The organism is Actinomyces gerencseriae DSM 6844 (assembly GCF_000429265.1).
GTDB classification, from domain to species: domain Bacteria; phylum Actinomycetota; class Actinomycetes; order Actinomycetales; family Actinomycetaceae; genus Actinomyces; species Actinomyces gerencseriae.
The window spans coordinates 136,884-157,553 of the sequence record NZ_KE386873.1; the positions used below are offsets into that span (position 1 = coordinate 136,884).

At 71.1% G+C, this 20,670-nt stretch carries 18 protein-coding genes and 1 tRNA gene; 5 read left to right on the forward strand and 14 right to left on the reverse strand.

The window, feature by feature from the left end:
- Positions 1-117: 117 nt before the first annotated feature.
- The 3 genes from G448_RS0113690 to G448_RS0113700 all read right to left on the reverse strand — a co-directional run bounded on the left by G448_RS0113690 (position 118) and on the right by G448_RS0113700 (position 2,454).
- Positions 118-1,047 carry a type 1 glutamine amidotransferase gene (locus tag G448_RS0113690; protein WP_026408438.1) on the reverse strand — a complete coding sequence of 310 codons (930 nt, stop codon included), beginning with the start codon at positions 1,045-1,047 and terminating at the stop codon, positions 118-120.
- A gap of 172 nt (positions 1,048-1,219) precedes the next feature.
- Positions 1,220-1,984 (reverse strand): hypothetical protein, encoded by a 765-nt coding sequence (locus tag G448_RS0113695; RefSeq protein ID WP_026408439.1) that lies wholly within the window; start codon positions 1,982-1,984, stop codon positions 1,220-1,222.
- Positions 1,981-2,454 (reverse strand): DcrB/PsbP domain-containing protein, encoded by a 474-nt coding sequence (locus G448_RS0113700; RefSeq protein ID WP_026408440.1) that lies wholly within the window; start codon positions 2,452-2,454, stop codon positions 1,981-1,983. Before G448_RS0113700 ends, G448_RS0113695 begins: the two co-directional genes overlap by 4 nt.
- 683 nt (positions 2,455-3,137) lie before the next feature.
- Here G448_RS0113700 and G448_RS18305 point away from each other — a divergent pair.
- Positions 3,138-3,890 (forward strand): hypothetical protein, encoded by a 753-nt coding sequence (locus G448_RS18305; protein WP_156911059.1) that lies wholly within the window; start codon positions 3,138-3,140, stop codon positions 3,888-3,890.
- 9 nt (positions 3,891-3,899) lie between these two features.
- Positions 3,900-4,250, forward strand: a complete 351-nt coding sequence (locus G448_RS0113705; RefSeq protein ID WP_026408441.1) for a hypothetical protein — start codon at positions 3,900-3,902, stop codon at positions 4,248-4,250.
- Between the two features lie 900 nt (positions 4,251-5,150).
- Here G448_RS0113705 and G448_RS0113710 read toward each other — a convergent pair.
- The 3 genes from G448_RS0113710 to G448_RS0113720 form a co-directional block, all read right to left on the reverse strand.
- Positions 5,151-5,888 carry a phosphoglyceromutase gene (locus tag G448_RS0113710; RefSeq protein ID WP_026408442.1) on the reverse strand — a complete coding sequence of 246 codons (738 nt, stop codon included), beginning with the start codon at positions 5,886-5,888 and terminating at the stop codon, positions 5,151-5,153.
- A 105-nt stretch (positions 5,889-5,993) separates the two neighbouring features.
- Positions 5,994-6,317 (reverse strand): histone-like nucleoid-structuring protein Lsr2, encoded by a 324-nt coding sequence (locus tag G448_RS0113715; RefSeq protein WP_026408443.1) that lies wholly within the window; start codon positions 6,315-6,317, stop codon positions 5,994-5,996.
- A gap of 285 nt (positions 6,318-6,602) precedes the next feature.
- A tRNA-Thr gene (locus G448_RS0113720) sits at positions 6,603-6,675 on the reverse strand.
- 483 nt (positions 6,676-7,158) lie between these two features.
- On the opposite strand from G448_RS0113720, the gene G448_RS0113725 reads away from it, so the two are divergent.
- Positions 7,159-8,298: an asparaginase gene (locus G448_RS0113725; protein ID WP_245572354.1), complete on the forward strand. Its 1,140-nt coding sequence runs from the start codon at positions 7,159-7,161 to the stop codon at positions 8,296-8,298.
- A gap of 270 nt (positions 8,299-8,568) precedes the next feature.
- On the opposite strand, the gene G448_RS0113730 is transcribed toward G448_RS0113725, so the two are convergent.
- Positions 8,569-10,194: an alpha/beta hydrolase gene (locus tag G448_RS0113730; RefSeq protein WP_026408445.1), complete on the reverse strand. Its 1,626-nt coding sequence runs from the start codon at positions 10,192-10,194 to the stop codon at positions 8,569-8,571.
- 223 nt (positions 10,195-10,417) lie between these two features.
- On the opposite strand from G448_RS0113730, the gene G448_RS0113735 reads away from it, so the two are divergent.
- The gene (locus tag G448_RS0113735; protein ID WP_026408446.1) at positions 10,418-11,377 is read left to right on the forward strand and encodes a helix-turn-helix transcriptional regulator; all 960 of its coding nucleotides are present in this window, start codon (positions 10,418-10,420) and stop codon (positions 11,375-11,377) included.
- Between the two features lie 294 nt (positions 11,378-11,671).
- Here the strand turns inward: G448_RS0113735 and G448_RS0113740 are convergent, their stop codons facing one another.
- The 4 genes from G448_RS0113740 to G448_RS0113760 form a co-directional block, all read right to left on the reverse strand.
- Positions 11,672-12,958 carry a DNA polymerase III subunit delta' gene (locus tag G448_RS0113740; protein WP_026408447.1) on the reverse strand — a complete coding sequence of 429 codons (1,287 nt, stop codon included), beginning with the start codon at positions 12,956-12,958 and terminating at the stop codon, positions 11,672-11,674.
- Positions 12,955-13,737, reverse strand: coding sequence for a dTMP kinase (tmk, locus tag G448_RS0113745; RefSeq protein WP_026408565.1), 783 nt, complete (start codon positions 13,735-13,737; stop codon positions 12,955-12,957). The genes G448_RS0113740 and tmk overlap by 4 nt, the downstream gene beginning before the upstream one ends.
- 262 nt (positions 13,738-13,999) lie before the next feature.
- Positions 14,000-14,791 carry a hypothetical protein gene (locus G448_RS0113755; protein WP_026408448.1) on the reverse strand — a complete coding sequence of 264 codons (792 nt, stop codon included), beginning with the start codon at positions 14,789-14,791 and terminating at the stop codon, positions 14,000-14,002.
- A 67-nt stretch (positions 14,792-14,858) separates the two neighbouring features.
- The gene (locus G448_RS0113760) at positions 14,859-16,166 is read right to left on the reverse strand and encodes an OmpA family protein (protein ID WP_084436799.1); all 1,308 of its coding nucleotides are present in this window, start codon (positions 16,164-16,166) and stop codon (positions 14,859-14,861) included.
- A gap of 109 nt (positions 16,167-16,275) precedes the next feature.
- Here G448_RS0113760 and G448_RS0113765 point away from each other — a divergent pair, with 109 nt between their 5' ends.
- Positions 16,276-18,111, forward strand: coding sequence for an alpha/beta hydrolase (locus G448_RS0113765; RefSeq protein WP_026408450.1), 1,836 nt, complete (start codon positions 16,276-16,278; stop codon positions 18,109-18,111).
- Between the two features lie 90 nt (positions 18,112-18,201).
- Here G448_RS0113765 and G448_RS0113770 read toward each other — a convergent pair whose 3' ends face one another.
- The 3 genes from G448_RS0113770 to G448_RS0113780 form a co-directional block, all read right to left on the reverse strand.
- Entirely contained in the window at positions 18,202-19,116 is a 915-nt protein-coding gene (locus G448_RS0113770) for a sensor histidine kinase (protein ID WP_034495591.1), read from the reverse strand.
- Between the two features lie 56 nt (positions 19,117-19,172).
- A complete protein-coding gene (locus G448_RS0113775) occupies positions 19,173-19,904 on the reverse strand; it encodes a response regulator transcription factor (RefSeq protein WP_026408452.1) in 732 nt (243 codons plus the stop codon).
- Between the two features lie 106 nt (positions 19,905-20,010).
- Entirely contained in the window at positions 20,011-20,604 is a 594-nt protein-coding gene (locus G448_RS0113780; protein WP_026408453.1) for a DUF3060 domain-containing protein, read from the reverse strand.
- Between the last annotated feature and the right edge of the window lie 66 nt (positions 20,605-20,670).

Below are 20,670 nucleotides of genomic sequence, written 5' to 3' on the forward strand. Positions count from 1 at the left end.
CGCGAGTCGGACGACACCGGCGTCGGACCCGCGCAGGAATGCCGACCTCGCGCAGACATGCTCGACTCGTGGAGGGCCGGCCGGGAAGACCGGACCCGACGGCGCCGGCGTGCGCCATCAGCGTTGTGCGACGGCGACCCTGTGAGCCGCTCGGGCGCGCGCGTCGCGCACCAGGACCCGGGCCAGGGCGCGGCCGAAGGCCTGAATGACCGGCTCCACCTCCTCGGCCTCGGCACGGGCGCGCGCGCCCGCCTCCACGGCCTCGGCGGGAAGCTCGACCGTGGACAGCGCCCCGGCCTCCTCCCCCACGGCAACGCCCATGGCCCGGGCCGTCGAACGGGCCCGCCAGTAGTCGATGCGCGCGGGAGTTGACTCGGGATGGTGCTGGAGGGCCAGGAGCTTGCCCGCACGCCACGCCTGCACCGGTGCGCCCGATGAGGAGGCCAGCAGCGTCGCCCCCTCGGGCAGGCGGACGACGTCGTCGTCATGGGAGACGATGACGGGCAGCCTGGTGCCATCCCGGGTGGGGACGCCGGCTCGGACCGCGGCGCGCACCGCCTCGTCGACGATCTCGGAGAAGGCCGCGTCCCGCTCGGCGTCCTCGGTCAGCTCCAGCTCGACGACGCCGCCCTCGCCTCCGTGCGGGGAGGGGACCGCGGTGGCGCCGCCCAGCGCCTCGGCCGCCACCTGGGACCCCAGGCAGATGGCGACCGCGGGCACGCGCTCATCCACTGCGCCCCGCAGCAGGGCGCGCAGGTCCGCGAGCCAGGGGTGAGCGGCGTCGTCGTGCGCGCTCATGGCCCCGCCCAGGACGACGAGCCCGCTGCCGATCTCGGACAGGTCGGGGATCGCGTCCCCGGACCAGGGCCGCACCATGTGCAGGACGGCTCCCTCGGCGAAGAGCCATTCGCTCAGGCGCCCCAGAGGCGCAAGAGCCTCGGGCTCAACCACGGTGATGACCGGAGCGGATGCGGGCGCAGCGCGCCCCTCGGGCTCGGCGTCGCGAGCAGCCTGCGCCACCGTGGATGAGTTCGGGTTATCAATCATGGCCACTAGGGTGGACTGACCCTGTCATAGGCGCAATGTGAGCATGTTCGCCCGTCCAGCGGTGCGCCGCTGGACGGGCGGGCGGAGAAGCACGGCCCGCATCGCCGAGCATGGTGACCCCGCCCCCGGGCGGGCGGAGAGGCGCGAAGGTGCTCCGCGAGCCACCGGTCGACTACGGATTCGCCCACAACCAGCGGCTGACCTCGGCCCAGACCTCGGTCCCCAGCACGGGTCGCAGCGGAATGGCCGAGGAGGGGCCGTTCGGGTCGACGACGGGGTTGGAGTCCTCCATGATCTCGTAGAGCATGGTGGTCACGCCGAGGGTCAGCATCTGCCCGGTGGCGGTGAAGCCGTCCCTGTCCCGGTCCTCCCGCATGCGCATCGCCATGGTCCAGCGCCCGGTTCCGGCGTCGTGGACGAAGTCGGAGGCGCGCGGTCCGCTGGCCCCGATGTCCCGCATGATCCGCGCGGCGGCCTCGATGTCCGCGAGGCGCGCGGCGGCGGCCAGGGTGTCGAAGACCTCGTCGGGGCCGTCGTCGATCATGGGGCGGGGGTACAGGTGGTCGTTGGCCAGGGCGATATGGGGGACCTCGACGTCGTCGCAGGCGTAGAGGTGGATGCCATCGGCGTCGTACCGTGTGACGGTGCAGCGGGGTGCGGCGAGCGAGATGATGAGGTCGCGCACGGGCACCGTGTCGGTCGGGTCGAGACGGCGGAGGGTGTACCGGGCGTCGGCGGCCATGAGACCCGCGAGGACCTCCCGAGCCGCCGCCGTCGGGCCGTAGGGGTCGATGACGCCGAGGTCCTCCAGACCGACGAGGGCCCCCTCGGCGTAGGTGGCGCGATCGGCGACGGGACCGGTGACCATGCGTTGGAGAACATCCCACTGGGCCGTCTCCAGGATGATGACGCCGCGGTCGGTGTCGAAGGAGCTCATGCTGCGACCTCCAGGGTCTCGCTCATGGAGAGGAACTGCTCGGAGACGGTGCCGAACTCGCGGGTGGTGCAGGTGAAGGTCGCCGTCCACAGGTTGATGCCCTCGGGGGTCTCGTCCAGCCAGGCGATCTGGAACACGGTGAGGGCCTGGTCGTCGAGGATGTAGATGCCACTGCGCAGACGCCGTCCCTCGGGCGGGCCGGCGGCCGCGAACTCGTCGATCATGCGCATCCCGGGGATGCTGTCCGCCATGACGCGGGCGGAGCCGACGAGGACCTCCGCAGGATCCTCCTCCGGGCTCAAAGAGGTGCGAACGACCACGAGGTTGGGGGCGTAGGCGGGCGTGCTGGGCACGGCCGCCGCCACGTAGCGGACCGTGTCTCCGGCGGGGTCGAGCATGCCCGGCGGAAGCTCCTCGGGGGTGATCGTCCGCCACCCCGGGGCGAGCTGGACGTTGATTGTGTCGCGCATCGTTCTCCTCATCCTCCGCGTGTGTTCCCGACCCGGTGGCCCCGGGGCGACGGGGCACCGCCGAGCGGCTCGCCGGCACGGCCACAAGGGTAGCGTCAGCGCGGCATTCACCCGATTCCAACAGACTCCATCCGGGGCCGGGCCGGGGCCGCCCGGGCCCAGCCTAGGCCCGCTCGGGTCCAGCCGGGGCCGCCCGGGTCCAGCCGGGGCCGCCCGGGTCCAGCCGGGGCCGCCCGGGCAGGCCCGAGTCCGCCCGAAGGCGGGGCCTCGGCCCGCCGACGGCCGATACTCGCGCCGGCCCCTCCTACTGAGTGTCGACTATTGAGTACCGACGGAGGGGGTGACGGAGCCGATAACGCATCGACTCTTCTCCAACTACCCCTTCCAACTACCCCTCCGAATACATCGGCGCCGGGAAAACAAAGCGGAATCAGCTCCAGCACCTCCACCACCATCCCCGCGGCCCCGGGCAATCTCACTGGGACCCCATCACGCGCGAAGAAAACTATAGAGAGAATTCCAGCGAGCACCGATTTGATACCGGGATATGATGGAGGCATCTTGGTGGCGGCATCCGGATGCCGCCCAGGATGTTCATCGGAGATTTTTCGCGAGCCATCCACTCCGTTCGTCATACACTGATCAACGAGTCCGCCCCCTGACGACATCAACGAGAAGAAAATATGACGACCGCATCTTCAATTGTTCGACGCACCGCCACCGCCGGCACAGCACTCACTCTTCTCATCGGATTGTCCTCTCCTGCCGCGGCCAGCAGTGATCCCGGCGGTTCTCAGCGCTTCGAGACGGACGCCACAACGGGTGCTCAGTTGGCAATCAGCGGAGAGGGCGACTGTGACACGCTGTCCGTCGAGGTCACATACTCGAAGAGCCCTTCCGTCGATGCCTCCATAGAGTACGACATCACGGACGACTGCCATGTTTCCGGCATCGAGGGTACGGAGTCTCCCTCGACCGCTTCAGCGCCGTCCGCCCAGGTGGATGAAGTCGGGGATGAGGCCGCATCGTCCTGCAACTGGATCCATTCCTCTCAGACTGTTCAGGATATTATCAATATCGACATCGCCAAGCACCGACTCAATTCGCATCGCTGCTGGGATGATTCATCCACCTGGATGACTCGATGGACCGCCACGTCCTCCACATCAGTGTCCTGGAACCACCCTTCAGGAAAGCCGGTTGAACTTCAGTTCGATACGTCACCGGCCGAAACCGCGACCACGCGAACATCCGCCTCATTCCATAGCGACTGGCTATGGTGCAACTTCAGAAGCGATTGGCAAGAAATTGAGTTGAGGAACACCAACGTCTCGTACGACGACGGGACCTACAGAGTCACCTTCTGGCAGAGTCGCTCATGCCCGGGCACTCACATGGCGACCGCGTCCAAGAGCAATGACAACCCCGAGTGGTGATGACCCCCGATGTCGGTTCCGACTCTCCCGGTACTCCACCGCCCGGTCGCCTGGGCGCTAGCGGCGATCACCGCGCCGATGGCGCTGTACGGGGCGTGGGTCGCCCTCGTCTACGACGGCGGCACCTCCGTTCTGATCCCCTTCGCGTTGGTCAGTATTATCGGCACCGCTCTGGCCATCGTCGGAGCGGCCAGGCGCAACGATGCTCTTCTGGGCACCGGCCTTCTTCTTCAAGTCGCGTGCCCCATCGGATTCGCCTGGATCGCCGCTCTCGCCGAGGCGGTGATCGGAGCGGCCCTCCTCGTGCGCCTTCTCATCGGGCGCGTGCGGGCTGCGCCGAGTCGTCCTCCTCACCGATGACGGCGGGAACCTTCTCCTCGGGCACGTCCGGGTGTCCACATCTGCCGCAAAGGCCCGGATCCCGCCGGAATGCGCGAGAGGAATCGTTGATATTCCGGGTTTTCTCCGCCGCCGATACTGGCTCGGGACTCCTTTGCGGAAGATGTGGACATTGTGCCGCCCAGATGAGTCCGGCTACGCCGCAGAAACCCCACGGGCCCCATCAGGAGGCCGCACCCTCACTCTCGTGCCCCATGTCTCCACCGCCACGCGCGCGAAGGGGCCGCTCCTGGCCCGAAGGGGGCAAGGGTGAGCCGGGTCCACCGCCACGCGCGCAAAGGGGCCGCTGGCCCCACCGAGAGCTCCCGGCACGGCCAGCGGCCCGTACGCGCGAATCCACGTGGCGGGCCTCATTCGCGCCCACGCCTCCCAGGCCGATGATCGCGAGGTGGTCATCCTCAGTCAGGATGACCGGAGGCGTCGGGGCCACCACTCGGGTAGCCCGCGCGCCGCCACACCTCCTCAGCCGCATCGGCGCCTCCGGCACTACCACCCGCACCCGATTGCGCGGCCCGCCGACTCCAAGATTACGGCACCACCGCACAACCCTCCCACCGCACCAGACCCCACCCGACCCATCACCCCCACACCCCGACCACGACCACCCACCCCGACCGCAAGCCGCACAGCACGTCCGTCCGACAACCACCACCCACCACCGGCCCCGCCACGAACCACCCCACCACACAACCACGACAACGAACCGAACTCGAGCCGGAACCGAACCGAACTCGACGGCGAGGACCGAGAATCGACGGCGGCCCGCCGTCCTCCGTGCGGAGGGCGACGGGCCGCCGTCACACGAACACGCGCGGCTACCGCATGACCGGGATCATCATCAGGACCGGCGTCCCGTGAGCGTCACTTACCCTGATTGGCGACCGCGGCGATCTTCGCCTCGGCCTCGGGGTCGAGGTAATGACCGCCCTTCTCGACGGGCTTGAGCGTCTCCTCATCCAGCTCGTAGACCAGCGGAATACCAGTGGGGATGTTGACGGCTGCGATGTCGTCGTCGGAGATGTCGTCGAGATGCTTGACGATGGCGCGCAGCGAGTTGCCATGCGCGGCGATGAGGACGACCTTACCCGTCTTGACCTCGGGGATGATGGTGCCCTCCCAGTACGGGAGGAGACGGGCGAGGACGTCCTTGAGGCACTCGGTGGCGGGAATCGGCTCACCCGCGTAGCGGGGATCGGTGTCCTGGGAGAACTCGCTGCCGGCCTCGATCGCCGGCGGCGGGACATCGTAAGAGCGGCGCCAGAGCATGAACTGCTCCTCGCCGTACTCATCGCGCGTCTGCTTCTTGTTCTTTCCCTGAAGCGCGCCGTAGTGGCGCTCGTTGAGACGCCAGTCGCGCTCGACCGGGATCCAGTGGCGGTCGGCGGCGTCAAGGGCGAGATTCGCCGTCGTGATAGCACGGCGCAGCATCGAGGTGAAGAGCTTCTCAGGCAGGACCCCCGCCTCCTTGAGCAACTCACCTCCGTGCACGGCCTCGGCACGGCCCTTCTCGGACAACGGCACATCGACCCAGCCGGTGAAGAGATTCTTCGCATTCCATTCGCTCTCGCCGTGGCGGAGCAGCACAAGGGTGTAAGCCATGGCTCTATCTTGCCAGGCCGCGGCAGACACGGCCAGGCCCCTGAGTCCCAGTGGACGCAGGGGCCCGAGTCGCGCGTCGGCCGCGGCGGACGTGTGACGACGAGATCAGTTGGCGGCGTCGTAGGCCTCACGGACGGAAGCGGGGATGCGGCCTCGGTCGGAGACCTCATAACCATTGGAGCGCGCCCACTCGCGCACCTTCTGCGTGTTCGAGGAGGTCCTGGCGGCCCCCGCGCGGCGGCGGGTGCGACGTCCGCTGACACGCCGGGCCTTGACTGTCCATTCTTCAACGGTCTCACGCAGCGCTGCTGCGTGGTCGTCATTGAGATCGATCTCGTAGGTTACGCCGTCAAGGGCGAAGGTAACGGACTGAGTGGCCTCGGAGCCGTCGATGTCGTCCACAAGAATGATCTGAGTCTTCTGCGCCATAGCACACACCTTTCGGGTTGGCGGTCCCCGCTTTCCAGCGAGCAAATCATTGGTGACAACGCTAAGCGCAAAGAGAATTGAATGCAAGCCCGAACAGCGACCGATCTATCCGCGTCCGATCCCGTTTCCGCCGATCTCGATGCGGGTATCCACCGGTCTCGGCGAGAGGGTGGGGAAGAGCGGGCGCCAGCGACACCGGCGGCGGGGAGACCCGAGAGGGGCGGCGAGGGGGCGAAAACGAAAAATCCCGGGACCTCGGGGTCCCGGGATGAGGCGTCTGCGGAGAGCCACCTGTGGGAATCGAACCCACGACCTATTCATTACGAGTGAATCGCTCTGCCGACTGAGCTAAGGTGGCGTGCTACGAGCGCAGCGGGTCGCACATTACCGGCCTCGGAGCACGTCGCGCAAACCGCGCGCCAACCACGCGGAAGTGGTTCTGGACACAGGCTCGGGCCCGCACCGCCAACGGCGGCGCGGGCCCGCGGCCCGGACGATCCCCGGGACCGCGACTCGCACTCACGACGCCGTTCCCCGCAGTCGCGCACCCACCGGAAGCGTCATTCCCGGGACGCGGGCTCCCCGCGCCGCGCAAGCGATCTCGATCCGCGAGTCGCCTCCCTCGTTCTTCTCAATTGACGTATCCCGCATCGATGACAGGGGGTGGCCCCCACCACCCCTCTTTCTTCATTTGAATGGTCCGCGCACCGTACGGAGCCCCGCACCGCCCCATACTCCGCGACCGCCACCTGAGCCCATCAACCCGTCGCGATCCGCCACGACCGGCGCTCCGCCGCGCCCCGTCATGACTCCCGCACTCGTCGCGCCTATTATGCCCGCTATGCCAGCAGCTATGCCGTCCGAGTCCGCACCCGGCGTGCACATCACCTATACCGGTGGAACCATCGGGATGATCGACTCCCCTCATGGGCTCGTGCCCAGCGCCGAACTCGGCGAACGGCTCTTCGCACATTTCAAGGGCACCGACCTGGACGGGCGGATCTCTCTCACCGTCCTCGACCCTCTCATCGACTCCGCCAACGCCACTCCCGACTCGTGGCAGGCGATCGTCGACGATCTGCGCGAACACCGCGCCGCGGCCCCGGCGGAGAGCGCGGCGGGCTCCGAGAGCGGGCAGAGCGCAGAGAATGGGGAAAACGCGGGGAGAGCAGAGAGGAGGGGGAGCGCGGAAGGCCCGGGGACTGCAGGGGGATACGTCGTTCTTCATGGCACCGACACGATGGCCTACACCTCGGCCGCGTTGTCCTACGCCCTGACCGACTTCGACCGGCCGATCGTCGTCACCGGCTCCCAACTGCCCCTGGGCGTCGTCGGCTCGGACGCGATCCCCAACGTCACAGGAGCCCTGCGCGCCGCCACGAGCGGGCTCGCGCCCGGCGTCAGCGTCTTCTTCGGGCACCATCTGCTCGCTGGAAACCGCATCACCAAGACCAGTTCGTGGGCCTTCGACGGATTCTCCTCCCCCGGCGCGGAGCCTCTTGCAGCGGCCGGGGCGCCCTGGCGGTGGGCGCCCTCCCGCGCGTCCGGCGCGGGCTGGTCACGGCCCCTGCCGTACGCGCGCCACGACGTCGTCGTCATCGACCTCGTCCCGGGCATCACCGCCGCCCGGCTGAGGGCACTGGTCACGCCCCTGCCCGAAGCGATCATCCTGCGGGCCTTCGGGGTCGGCAACGTCCCGAGCGCGGAGCCCGGGCTGACCGACGTCGTCGTCGATGCGATCGATGCGGGCGCGGCCGTCGTCGTCGCCTCCCAGTGCCACGAGGCCGAGGTGCTGCCGGGTCGCTACGAGGCGAGTGACGCGATCGCGCGGGCCGGGGCGGTGGGCAGCCGCGACATGACGCTGGAGGCGACCTACGCCAAGGTGCAGTTCCTCCTCGCCCAGGGACTGCGGGGCGCTGAGCTGGCCGAGTGGATGAGCCGGTCGATCGCGGGCGAGCTCACCGAGTCGCACGACCGCTGAGCCCGGCGCCCGGCGGCCCGGGAGCCGCCCCGGCCCGCGCAGCGCCTCCGACGGCGGAGCCGCGCATCACGGTGCGAGCGGGCTCACCGATGTCGGTGATCGCAGTGGGATCCGCCGCGCCCCCGCGAGCGGGCCGGCCGCCGCGCAGCGCCTCCGACGACGGAGCCGCGCGCCGCCGTCGGGACGATCCGCCGCGCGCCGGCGGGAGTCACGCGGGGAGTGCCGCCCCGCGCGGATAGGCGCTGTCGACCCGCCGCGCGCCGGCGGGAGTCACTTGTCGGCGGCGCAGGTCAGTCCCGCCTCCGGCAGTCGGCCGGCGAGCAGGTAGGCGTCGACCGCGTCGGTGATGCACCTGCCCGCGCGCCCGTAGGCGGTGTGGCCACTGCCCTCCCACGTGAGCAGGTGGCCGTCGTCGAGCTGGGCGGCCAGGGCCTGGCTCCAGGCGTAGGGGGTGGCCGGGTCGCCCACGGTGCCGACGACGAGCATCGGAGCGGCTCCGGAGGCGCGGATGGGCTCGCGCGCCCGGGTCGACTCATGGCCCCAGGCCTGGCAGTACAGGTCCGAGTAGGTCAGCTCCTCCCCGAAGGTCGGCGAGGCCGCCTCGATCTCCTCGGCCTCGGCGTCCCAGGACTCGGTGTCCCCGGCGACGGGGTAGTCCAGGCAGTTGATCGCGCCGATGGCCTCATCACCGTTGCTCTTGTAGGTGCCGTCGGAATTGCGAGAGGAGAACAGGTCGGAGATGGAGAGTAGAGTCGAGCCGTCATCCTGGTTCATGGCCCGGTCCAGGCCCTGGGTGAGGGACGACCAGGACTCGGGCTGGTACATGATCCTGAGAACCGCATCCAAGGCCAGCGAGTACGTCAGCGGCCGGCTCGAATCGGATGTCTTCAAGGGCAGGGTCCGGGTCTGCTCGAGGAAGTCCCGCACCTGCTTGACCCCGGAGTCGACATCGCCCATCAGGGGGCACCCCTTCTTGCTCTGGCAGTCCTCGACGTAGGCTCGCAGAGCGCCCTCGAGGCCCTGCGCCTGGCCCAGGGAGACCTGTCCCCCGGTGAGTGTCGGGTCGACCGCACCGTCGAGCACCATGCGCCCGACGTTGCCCGGGAACAGCTCGGCGTACGTGGCCCCGAGGTAGGTCCCGTAGGAGTAGCCCAGATAGCTCAGGGCGCCGTCCCCGACGGCCGCCCGCAGAACGTCCAGGTCACGGGCGGCGGACACGGTGTCGATGTGGTCGAGCAGCCCCTGGACACCGGTGCCGGCCTCGCACTCGCCCTCGAGCCTGGTGGCGCGCTCGGTGACATCGGCCCGCGCCTCGGCCGCCGAGGTCTTCCGGGTGTTCCGGTCATCGTCCTCGCCCGAGCGCTCCGCATCGAGCTCGGCATCGGTCAGGCACTCGACGGCGGTGGAGCCGCCCACGCCGCGCGGGTCGAATCCCACGACGTCGTACGACTCGAGCAGGTCGTCGGACAGATAGCCCTTGACGTTCTCGACCAGATTGACGCCCGAGCCTCCCGGCCCGCCGGGATCGACGAACAGGGAGCCGATACTGGTGCCGTTCGCCGAGCGGCGCTTCAGGGCGATCTCGATGGCGGCGCCGCCGGGATCGTCGTATGACAGCGGAACGGTGATGCGCGCGCATGAGTAGGTGCCTGAACCGGTATCGGCGTCGGACCCGGCCTCCCGCATGCCGCCCTTCTCCCCGCACGGATACCAGGAGACCTCCTGACCGTAGAACGTCTCCAGCCCCGCCGGCGTGGGCGCCGGGTCGCCGTCGGCGATGGGCGTGGGAGCGACCGCGGGATGACTGCCGCAGGAGGTCGCCGTCACAGCCGTCAGAAGGGCGGCCGCCGCCGCGAGCGCGCGACGGGCACAGGAACGCGTACGGAAGATAGTCACGTCAACAGCCTACGGCCCCGGTTTCCGCACGCTCCTCCTTCTGAAGGGGGACTTCGGCGCCCTCCCCCGGCCCGACCGCAGCCGCCGCCGTGGCTCGCGGGAGGACTCCTGCGGGGCGTCCGCACCGCCGCGCACCCCGCGGGCCCGCCCGGGGCCCGCGGAGCCGCAACGGGGATCCGTCAGGGTCTCCCGTCCGGGCGGTCCCGGCATTAGCGTGATCGGCATGAGTGAGAAGGCCCCCACCTCATCCACGACGGGCGTCCCCGCACCGGCGGACGCCCGAGCCGAGGTCAAGGACTTCCTGACGACCAGGCGCGCCAAGATCACTCCGCAGATGGCGGGGCTGCCCGTGGTCGGCGGGAACCGCCGGGTTCCCGGTCTGCGTCGCGAGGAGGTCGCCATGCTCGCGGGCGTGAGCGTCGACTACTACACGCGCCTGGAGCGGGGCCGCGTCGCCGGCGCCTCGGAGGAGGTCCTCGAGGCGCTCGCGTCCGCCCTGCAGCTCGACGACGCCGAGCGCCGGCACCTGTTCGACCTCGCGCGCTCCGCGTCCCCCACCGGCCGCGCCCGACGGCGTCGTTCCCGCGCGGACGGCAGCACGCTGCGGCCGAGGATGCAGTGGATCCTCGACTCGATGAGCGCTCCGGCGCTCGTGGAGGATTCCCTGAGCACCTACGTCGCCTCGAATCTCATGGGGCGGGCCCTGTACTCCCCCTTATTCATCGATCCCATGCCGCAGGCGGGTCAGAACGCCAACATGGCCCGCTTCATGTTCCTCGACCCTCGCAGCCATGATTTCTTCCCCAACTGGGCATCGGGCGCGGAGGACCTCGTGGCCATGCTGCGCCTCGCCGTCGGAGCGGGCCCGACGGACGAGCGTCTGACGGCGCTCGTGGGGGAGCTGTCCACGCGCAGCCGCGACTTCTCCGAGCTGTGGGCCCGCCACGACGTGCGCTACCTGTGCCGTGGCGAGAAGGTCGTCCACCACCCGGTGGTCGGCGAGCTGCACCTGGCCTACGAGCCGATGCCGCTGACGACGGCGCCGGGCCTGCGCATGACGGTCTACGCCGTCGAGCCGGGATCGCCCAGCCAGGACGCGCTGCGCCTGCTCGCCTCCTGGGCGGGCACGGAGTCGGCCCCCGCCGCGAGCCAGGGGTCAACCGCCTCGACGGCGTGCCCCTGAGCGGGCCGGATCGCAGGAGGCGGACTCCGCGAGGTCCGCGCGCTCCCCGGCACCCCCGCCACGAGGCGAACGTGCCGGTGCGAGACCGACATTCCTGCGCGAGGCGGGCATTCCTGCGCGAGTCGGACAACGCCGTCGTCGGCCTCGCACCGAAATGCCCGACTCGTGGTCCCGGCGACCGGATGCGGCGCCGGCGGACCGATCTCGAGCCGGAACTCGACCGATCTCGGTGCGGAAGCGAACCGATCTCGGCGAAAGGGGGCGGCGGCAGTGCCCGAGGTGCCCGCGACGCCCTCAGGCCTGGGGGCGCAGCTGGACCATGAGGGATTCGACGGCCAGCAACGGAGCGGCGTTGGAGCGCAGCCGCGCCCGGCACTCCTCGATGGCGGCGATGCGCGCCAGGGACTGCTCTGGGCAGGTGGAGGCGGCGACGCCGTCGAGCGCCTCGGACAGGTCGATATTGACCCGTTCGACGTCGCTGCCCATCTGGGCGGCGAGCACATCACGGTAGAAGGAGAGCAGATCGATCATGGCCCGGTCCAGGACGTCGGTGCGGGCGCGCCTGGCGCGGCGCTTCTGGTCCTCCTCCAGCTGGCGGACCTGAGCGCGCAGGGCGGGCGGCACCCTGGCGCCCCCCTCCAGGCCCAGCGCCCGCAGCAGAGACGTCCTCTCCCTCGCGTCGCGCTCGGTGGTGGCGTCCTTGGCCTCGGCCTCAGCGGCCTCGACGAGCTCGGCGGCCGCCAGGACGGCATCGCCGACGCTGCGCAGGGACACGGGCGCGAGCAGGAGCCGGCGTCGGTGCTCCCAGGCGCCCGGATCGGTGGCCAGGTGCCGGGCGAGCCCGATGTGCGACTGGCTGGCCCTGGCGGCCCGCGCGGCGAGACCCGGCTCCGCGCCGTCGCGGCGCACGAGCAGCTCGGCGACGGCGTCGGCCGGCGGGATGCGCAGGGTCACCAGACGGCAGCGGGAGCGGATGGTGGGCAGGACGTCGTCGGCGGACGGTGTGCACAGGATCCACACGGTCCGGGGCGGGGGCTCCTCGATGGACTTGAGCAGCACGTTGGTGGTGCGCTCGGCCATGCGGTCGGCATCCTCGACGAGGAGGACGCGCCAGCGACCGGTCCAGGGGCGCCGCTGCGCCTCGCCGACGAGGGTCTTGACCTCCTCCATGCTGATGAGGAGCTTCTCGGTGGCCAGGCGCACGACGTCGGGGTGGGAGCCGGCCATGACGTCGCGGCAGGGCTTGCACTGCCCGCAGCCGGGGACCGGGCCGGTGCACTGCAGGGCGGCGGCGAAGGCGCGGGCGGCGACCGAGCGGCCCGATCCGGGCGGGCCAGTCACGAGCCAGGCGTGGGTCATGGCCGAGCCCTCGGGCCCGCCGGATCCGTCAGCGGGGTCGGTGGGGCCGGCGGAGGTGGCGCCGTCGGCGAGGCCGGCGGCACCGGCCCCATCCGTGGCGACGGCCGAAGGGGGCTCCGCGACGCCCTCGCGCGCCTCGGCGACGGCGCGGGCCGAGCGGGCGGCCGCCTCGAAGGAGGAGACGACGGCCTCCTGCCCGACGACGTCGTCCCACACGCTCACCGCGCGCCCCCACGGTGAGCGGTCGCCGCGGCGACGAAGGCCTCCAGGCCCACGAGCACGCGCTGGTGGGCCGTCCCGCCGCGCTGGAAGCGGGCGCCATGGCGCTGAACGGCGCCGACGGCGGCCTCGATGACGTCATCGGCGACCTCGTCGACGGAGCGATCGGCGTCGATGACGACGAAGCGGGCGGGCTCGGCGTCGGCGAGGGCGAGGAACTCGGCCCGCAGAGCGGCGTGGAAGGCGCCGGGCTCGCGCTCGAAGCGATCCTTGGCGCCGCGTGCCATGGTGCGGCGGGCGGCGAGGCCCGGGTCGGCGTCGAGCAGGACCGTCAGATCCGGGAGAAGGCCGTCGCTGGCCCACAGGGACAGGGCGCGGACCTCCTCGGGCCCCAGCGCCCGGGCGGCCCCCTGGTAGGCGATCGAGGAGTCGAGGTAGCGGTCGCTCAGGACGACGGCGCCGCGCTCGAGGGCGGGGCGCACCAGCGTGGCGACGTGGTGGGCGCGGTCGGCGGCGTACAGGAGCGCCTCGGCACGGGGAGCGATGTCGCCGCCGTGCAGGAGAAGCTCGCGAATGGAGCCGCCGAGGTCGGTGCCGCCGGGCTCGCGAGTCAGGACGCGGTCGACGCCGGCGGCGGCGAGGAGGTCGGCGAGGATGCGGATCTGGGTGGTCTTGCCGACGCCGTCGCCGCCCTCGAAGGAGATGAACAGGCCCGGGTGCGCGGAGCCGGGCGCGTCGGGCGCCTCGAGGGCGTCCTGCGGGCGAGAGGCGCTGTCGGTCACGGTCCCAGCGTAGCGGGCCTCGTCGGCGAATCCGCGCCATCGCCGAGATCGGTTCAATTCCGGCTCGAGATCGGTCCGGTTCCGGCTCGAGATCGGTCCGACGGCGCCGCATCCGGTCGCTGGGACCACGAGTCGGGCATTCCTGCACGAAGCCGGCATTTCTGCGCGAGGCCGACGACGTCGTCGCCCGACTCTCGCAGAAATGCCCGACTCGCGCGGAAAAGCCCGGGCCGGCGGGCACCGCCGGAGCGGCCCGGCGCGGCTAGTCCTCCTCGGCCTGGTTCTTGATCGTGTTGTAGTCGCCGAGGTCCTGAATCTGCGGGGTGTTGCCGGCCCACAGCACGGTGTTGAACCTACCGGTGACGGTGACGCTTCCCGTGTCGCGCACGTAGACGTGGACGCCGGTTCCGTTGACGATGACGTTCTGGGCGTAGTCGACCACGACGTCCACGTGGTCGGAGTTCACCGTCAGGTCAGTGACATCGCCCTCGATGACGATGTTCTTGAAGCTGCGATCGACGACGACCTGACCGTTGCTCGGCGTCATCGTCATGTTCTTGTCCTGCTGCGCCGTCACCCAGTCGTCGTTGGTGATGGTGACCCCGGCGCCCGGGCGCGAGGGATCGGCGGACGGCAGCGGCGGCAGCGCGGTGGGCGAGCCGCTCGGCGACGGCGTCGTCGAGGGCACGGGCACCGACGGCGAGTCGTCGATCCGCCTCGTCGTCGGCGTCTGCGACGCGGAGGCCGCGGACGTGGGGGCCCCGGAGGATGCACCGGAATCGGAGGGCGCCTCCGCGGCGCCCCCGGAGCTCCCCGAGCCTCCGCCCGCGCGGTCCAGGGTGATCGAGCAGGCTCCCAGCCCCGCGCTCAGGGCCAGGGCGCAGGCCAGGGCGACCAGGCGGCGCACGGGGCGGGACGGCGCAGGACCACCCGCGGAGGCGCCGGAGCGGGAGGCGGCGGGGCCGAGCGAGCCCGCTGAGGACAGAGGGCCGGATGAAGACGGGGAAGGGGTCGGGGCCGCGAGGGACTCCGGGATCGCGGAGGCGATGGTCATGGGATGCTCCTTGTGGATTCCTTAACGGATTCCTTGTGAACTTCTTGCGGGTGAGGACGGGAACGGGTCAGAAGACGGGGATCATGATCTCGACACGGCGGTTGAGCTGGCGCCCGGCCGGGTCGTCCGAGCCGTCGGGAGCCGTGTTGGGCGCCACCGGCTGAGTCTCCCCGTAGCCAACGGCGGTGAGCTGGGTGGAGGTGGCGCCGGACGCGCGCAGGGCATCGACGACGGCCTGGGCGCGCTGCTCGGAGAGGGTCTGGTTGTAGGCGTCGTCCGCGACGGAATCCGTGTGACCGGCCACGGTCGCCTTCGGAGCACCGGCCTGGGAGAGCACCCGGGCCAGGGACGCGAGCACCTCGTTCGACTCCGGGCGGATCTGGTGGGAATCGACGTCGAACAGGATGCCGGCGTCCAGGGAGATGGCGGTGCCGCAGGACTGCACCGGTTTGATGGCGTCGATCGAGGGGAAGGACCCGACCTTGCCGACCGGCGACAGGGGCTCGGCGGCAGTGCTCTGGCCGTTGACCAGCGCCGTGCCATCGCCGCGGTTGAGGATGGACAGCGACCCATCGCTGTAGGTGCCCGTGCCATCGCCGTTGTTGACGATGCTCACGGAGCCGCGCTTGTAGGAGCCCGAGCCGTCGCCGTTGATCACGGTGCTCTCCCCGGTGGTGGAGTCGGTGGAGGTGCCCGAGCCGTTGGTGTTGACCGTCACGGACAGGTGCTCGTCCACGTAGGTCCCCGAGCCGTCGCCGTTGGTCACGATCCGCGTGGTCCCGTCCGTGTAGGAGCCCGACCCGTTGCCGTTGTTGACGACGGTCGCCTTGCCGTCCGTGTAGGAGCCCGAGCCGTCGCCGTTGTTGACGACGGAGCCGGTGGCGTCGGAGGAGGCGACACCGCCATTGCCGGTCAGGACGGTGCTGGTGGAGCCCAGGTAGATGCTCCCGGCCTGGTCGCAGCGGGCGGGTGAGACGGTGACGCCGGGGACGGAATCGACGGCGGCGGTCTGGTCGGAGGTCAAGGAGCCGCGGTCGGCCGTGAGCAGGCCCATGTCGGGCAGAGTGAACAGGGGGACGGGCGGCGCCTCGCCCAGGGCGTACCCGGGCACCGTCGTGCCGGCCGAGGCGGAGGCGGACGCGGAGGGAGTCGCCGGGGCGGCCGAGTCCGCGGCCCGGGGGCTCGTCGCCTGAACGGAGGCGGGGGCGGTCGACGGGTCGGCGGCGCCCGCCTCCGAGGAGGGCGCCGCCACCGGAGCCGAGGCGCGGCAGGCGCCCAGGGCGAGGCAGGCGGCACTGAGCAGGACCGCGCAGGCGACGGGACGCCGGGGGCGCACTCCGACAACGGCGATGCGGGCGTGGGTGACGTGATTCATGTGGATGACCCTACGATCGGGATGTCGCTGCGATGTCATCGCCCTGTCGCGGTCCTGCGACAGGCGGTGCGCGCAACCGGCGGTGCGCGCACCGTGGTACTTTCGCGGTATGACGCTCTTCTCGGGTACTCGTCTCGGGCACCTGGCGGCAGCGCTGGCGGTCCTCGTCCTGGTCGTCGCCCCGACGGCGGCCTGCCGGTGGAGTCCCGGGAGCGCGCGGGACGAGACGGCGGCTGGCGACTCCTCCGCGGCGGAACCGGCGGAATCCGGGCAGGCCTCGTCGAACGGCGCGCCCGCGGGCCTGGAGCCCTTCTACGACCAGGATCTGTCCTGGAGCGACTGCCCGGACGGCGCCGTCGGCTATCAGTGCGCCACGGCGAGCGTCCCGCTGAGCTACGACGACCCGGCCGGGCAGACCGTCTCCATCGCCCTCAGGCGCCTGCCGGCCTCCGACGGCGGAGCCGAGCTCGGCTCCCTGTTCCTCAACCCCGGCGGTCCGGGCAGCAGCGGTACCGGCATGGTCGCGTCCGCCGCGTCCGCGTACACCCCCGAGATGCTCGCCTCCTACGACCTCGTCGGCTTCGACCCGCGCGGCGTCGGCGACTCGACCCGTCTGACCTGCTGGTCCCCCGACGACCTCGCGCACGTCGGCGACGAGGACGGCGACGGCAGTGGTGACGGCGGTGACGGCGGTGCCGCCGGAGACGACGCCGCGGGCGCGGCGCCCTCCGACGAGGCGGGCGGGGACGCCGAACCCCCCGAGCCCTCTGAATCCGCTGGCCCCGCCGGCCCCGGGGCCGCGCCGTCGGACGACGCCTCCCCCGCCCCGACGATCGACGACATCTTCTGGACGTCAACGGTCGCCAAGGGCGCGGCCGACGCCGCCGCGTGCCGGAGGTACTCCGAGATCCCGGATCTCATCGATCACATGGGCACGTTCGACACGGCCCGGGATCTCGACGTCCTGCGCTCCGCGGTCGGCGACGAGCGGCTCGCCTACCTCGGCTACTCCTACGGCACCTCCATCGGCAGCGCCTACGCCGAGCTCTTCCCCGGCAATGTCGGGCGTGTCGTCCTGGACGGCGCGACGGACCCGACGCTGACCCGCTCGGAGACGGCCGACGCCCAGTTCGCGTATCGGGAGAGCCGGCTGCGGGCGTATCTCGACTACTGCCTGGGGCAGGACGGATGCCCGGTCACCGGCACCGTCGATGAGGCCGTCGCGCAGGTCACCACCTTCTTCAAGAGCCTGAACGCCGCGCCGCTCACCGTCACTCTGGACGGACGGACCAGCCGGATGGACGGCTCGGCGGCCTTCAACCGCGCGCAGAGCCTGTGGCTGGCCCGCCCCGAGTACTGGGACGCGCTGACCGGGGCCCTGTCCCGGGCGATGACCCGGCGCGACGGCAGCGAGCTCGCGCGCGCGAGCGCCCTGGCGCCGGAGTCCGGCCAGATCACGACGCCGAGGACTCAGGAGGAGGCGCGCTTCGCGATGATCCACACCGCGGTGACCTGCGCCGACTCCCCCGACGTCGCCGATCGGGCCGTATGGAACGCGAACGCGTCGCGGGCGTCCGAGGAGTACCCGTTCATGAGCGCCATGGGCTCGCTGCCCGCCGGGACCGACGCCTACTGCCACGGCTGGGGCGTCGTCTCGGCCTCCGCGCCGACCGCGACCCGAGCCCCCGGCTCGGCGCCGATCCTCGTCGTCGGCGTCACCGGGGACTCGCAGACCCCCTACTCGTGGGCGCAGTCCCTGGCCTCGCAGCTCGACGCCGGGCACCTGCTCACCGTCGAGGGCCACCAGCACGGCGCCTCGCTGTCGAACGCATGCGCCACCTCGCGCGTCAGCGACTACCTGGTCGATGGCTCGCTGCCCGATGAGGGGGACGTCTGCCGGATCGATCCGCTACCCGCCGACGTCGCCGACGAGCTCGCGCAGTAGAGCCATGAGAACCGCGGTGGCGCTCGGAGCGGCCGGGCGCCCCGGCCCGAGCCCTCGGGCCGGCGACCCCGTCGGCCCCGGCCCGAGCGCTCAGGCCCCTCCCGTCGGCCCCGCCACCGGAAGCGCCAGCCACACGCGCGTGCCCACTCCCTCGCGCGAGGTCATGCCCGCATTCCCGCCATGGCGCCTGGCGATCGTGAGCACCAGGGGCAGCCCCAGCCCGGAGCCGGGCAGCGCCCGGGCGTTGTCGGCACGACCCAGCTCGCGGAAGACGAGTCCCATCTCCCGCTCGGGCACCCCGATGCCCGTGTCGGCGACCTCGATCGTCACCATGCCGCTCTCCTCCCGGCCGCGCACCTCGATCGCTCCGCCGGCGGGGGTGTACTTGGCCGCATTGGACACGACGTTGTAGACGGCCGAGTAGAGGAGGTCGCCGTCACCGCGCACGTGCGGCAGGGGCCAGGGGATCGACGGCAGGTCGAGGCGGATGCGCACGGCGACCCCGCGCCCGGCGGCCTCCTCGATGACGGAGGTCACGGCGTCCTGGACCGTCTCGGCGAGATCGACGTCCTCCAGGTCGAGGGGCGCCGCCTCGAGCTCGGAGAGCTTGCGCAGGTCGGTCAGCAGACGGCTCATCCTCCGGGACTGGGCATCGACGACCTCGAGGTTGACGGCGATGGCGGGAGAGGCGCTCTGGGAGGCGTCGGCGACGGCGGCGCGCACCGCCGTCAACGGGTTCTTGAGCTCGTGGTCGAGGCGGCGCAGGAAGTGACGGTGCTGCATGCGCGCCTCCTCCTGGATCTGACGTCGCAGGCGCCGGCGGTCGGCGTTCCGACGGTACCGGCCGACGATCATGATCAGCGCGATCAGGAGGACGACGACCAGGACCTCGCCGACGACCAGCGCGGGCGACGCCGCGATGCGCAGGCGCAGATCGCCCCACAGCAGTTGCGTCGCGGCGGTCAGCACCACCGCGACGCCCAGGAGGAGAACCCATCCCACCAGGGCGGGGCGCAGCAGCCGGTCCTCATCGGAGGACGGCCCGCCCTCGCCGGTCCGGGTCACGCGTGGACCTCGGCGCGGAAGCGGTACCCCACGGAGGGGACGGTCTCGATGTAGACGGGCGCGGAGGCGTCGTCGCCCAGGACCTGGCGGATCTCCCGGACGCGGTGGTCGACGGCCCGCGTCGAGGAGGCGAAGTCGATGCCCCACAGGGCCGACAGGAGCGCGTCCCGGGTGTGGAGCTCGCCGGGATGGCTCATGAGGTAGTCCAGGAGCGTCACGGCCTTCGGCGTCAGGGAGAGCTCGCGCCCCCGCAACTCGACGCGACGCGCGGGCCGGTACAGGACGAGGTCGCCGGACACGAGGCGGGTCGCGGCGGTCAACGGCTGCCTGGTCCCCCGACTGCGACGCAGGACCGCGCGGATGCGGGAGGCGAGCTCGGCGGGGTCGAAGGGCTTGGACAGGTAGTCGTCGGCGCCGTCGTCGAGGGCGGAGACCCGCTCGTAGGAGGCGTCGACCTGGGTGAGCAGGATGATGGGCGTCCAGGCGCCGCCGGCCCGCACCCGCCGCACCAGCTCCCGCCCGTCCATGCGCGGCATGAGGACGTCGGAGACGACGATGTCGACCTCGTAGGCGGCCAGGAGATCCAGCGCCTCGACGCCGTCCGAGGCGAGCATGACCCGATACCCGCTGCGCTCCAGGTAGGGGCCGAGAGAACGGCGGATGGGGGCCTCGTCATCGACGAGCAGAACCGTGGCGGGCGAGGAGGCCGGTGCGGCGGGCCGGGTCATGAGCGCCCTTCCGAATTCACAGAATTCACTGAGCCCGCAGAATCCGTAGAATCCGCTGAATTCACTGGACTCGTCGAATTCGCCGAGCGCGCTGAATCTGCAGGATTCACTGGGTGAGTTTCCCGGTGGTGTTGCCGGCGCCCTGGTCCTGGATGTCGGGGTCGTCTTCGAGCCAGTGGACGGTGACGCCGGAGCCCTGGATCACGAGGTGGTCGATGTCGCGCGCATAGACCACGACATCGGATCCCTGAATGGTGAGGGTGTCAACGTCCTCAGCGGCGATCCTGGTGCTGGCGCCCTGAATCGTCAGGCTGTCGAGGTCGCCCACCAGGTTGAGGGTCTCGCCCGCACCGGGGACCGCGTAGCTGCCGGAGACCTGTTTGCGCTCGCCGTTGCTGAGAATGTCCTTCCACGTGGGATCGGTGATCGCGGCGTCCTCGGCGTCGCCGCCGTCGTGGTCGTGGTCGTCGTCGCCGCCGTGGTCATCGGAGTCCTCGGTGCTCATGGAGCCCCGGGGGCTCGCGGAGCCGTCGGCGCCGGCCGAGCCGCTGGAGCCGGAGTCCGCCTTCTGGGCCTGGGAGGCCGCAGGCGAGGCGGAGGAACCGGAGTCGGAGCCATTGAAGGACATCGAGCAGGCGCCCGCCGACAGGGCGAGCGTCAGAGCGGCGGCTCCGGCAAAGGCGGTCCTGGGAAGGTGCATGTGAGTCAGTTCCTCTCGGGAATCAATCGGGGAATTCGTGCGAAACGTATCCTACCTGTCGGTTCT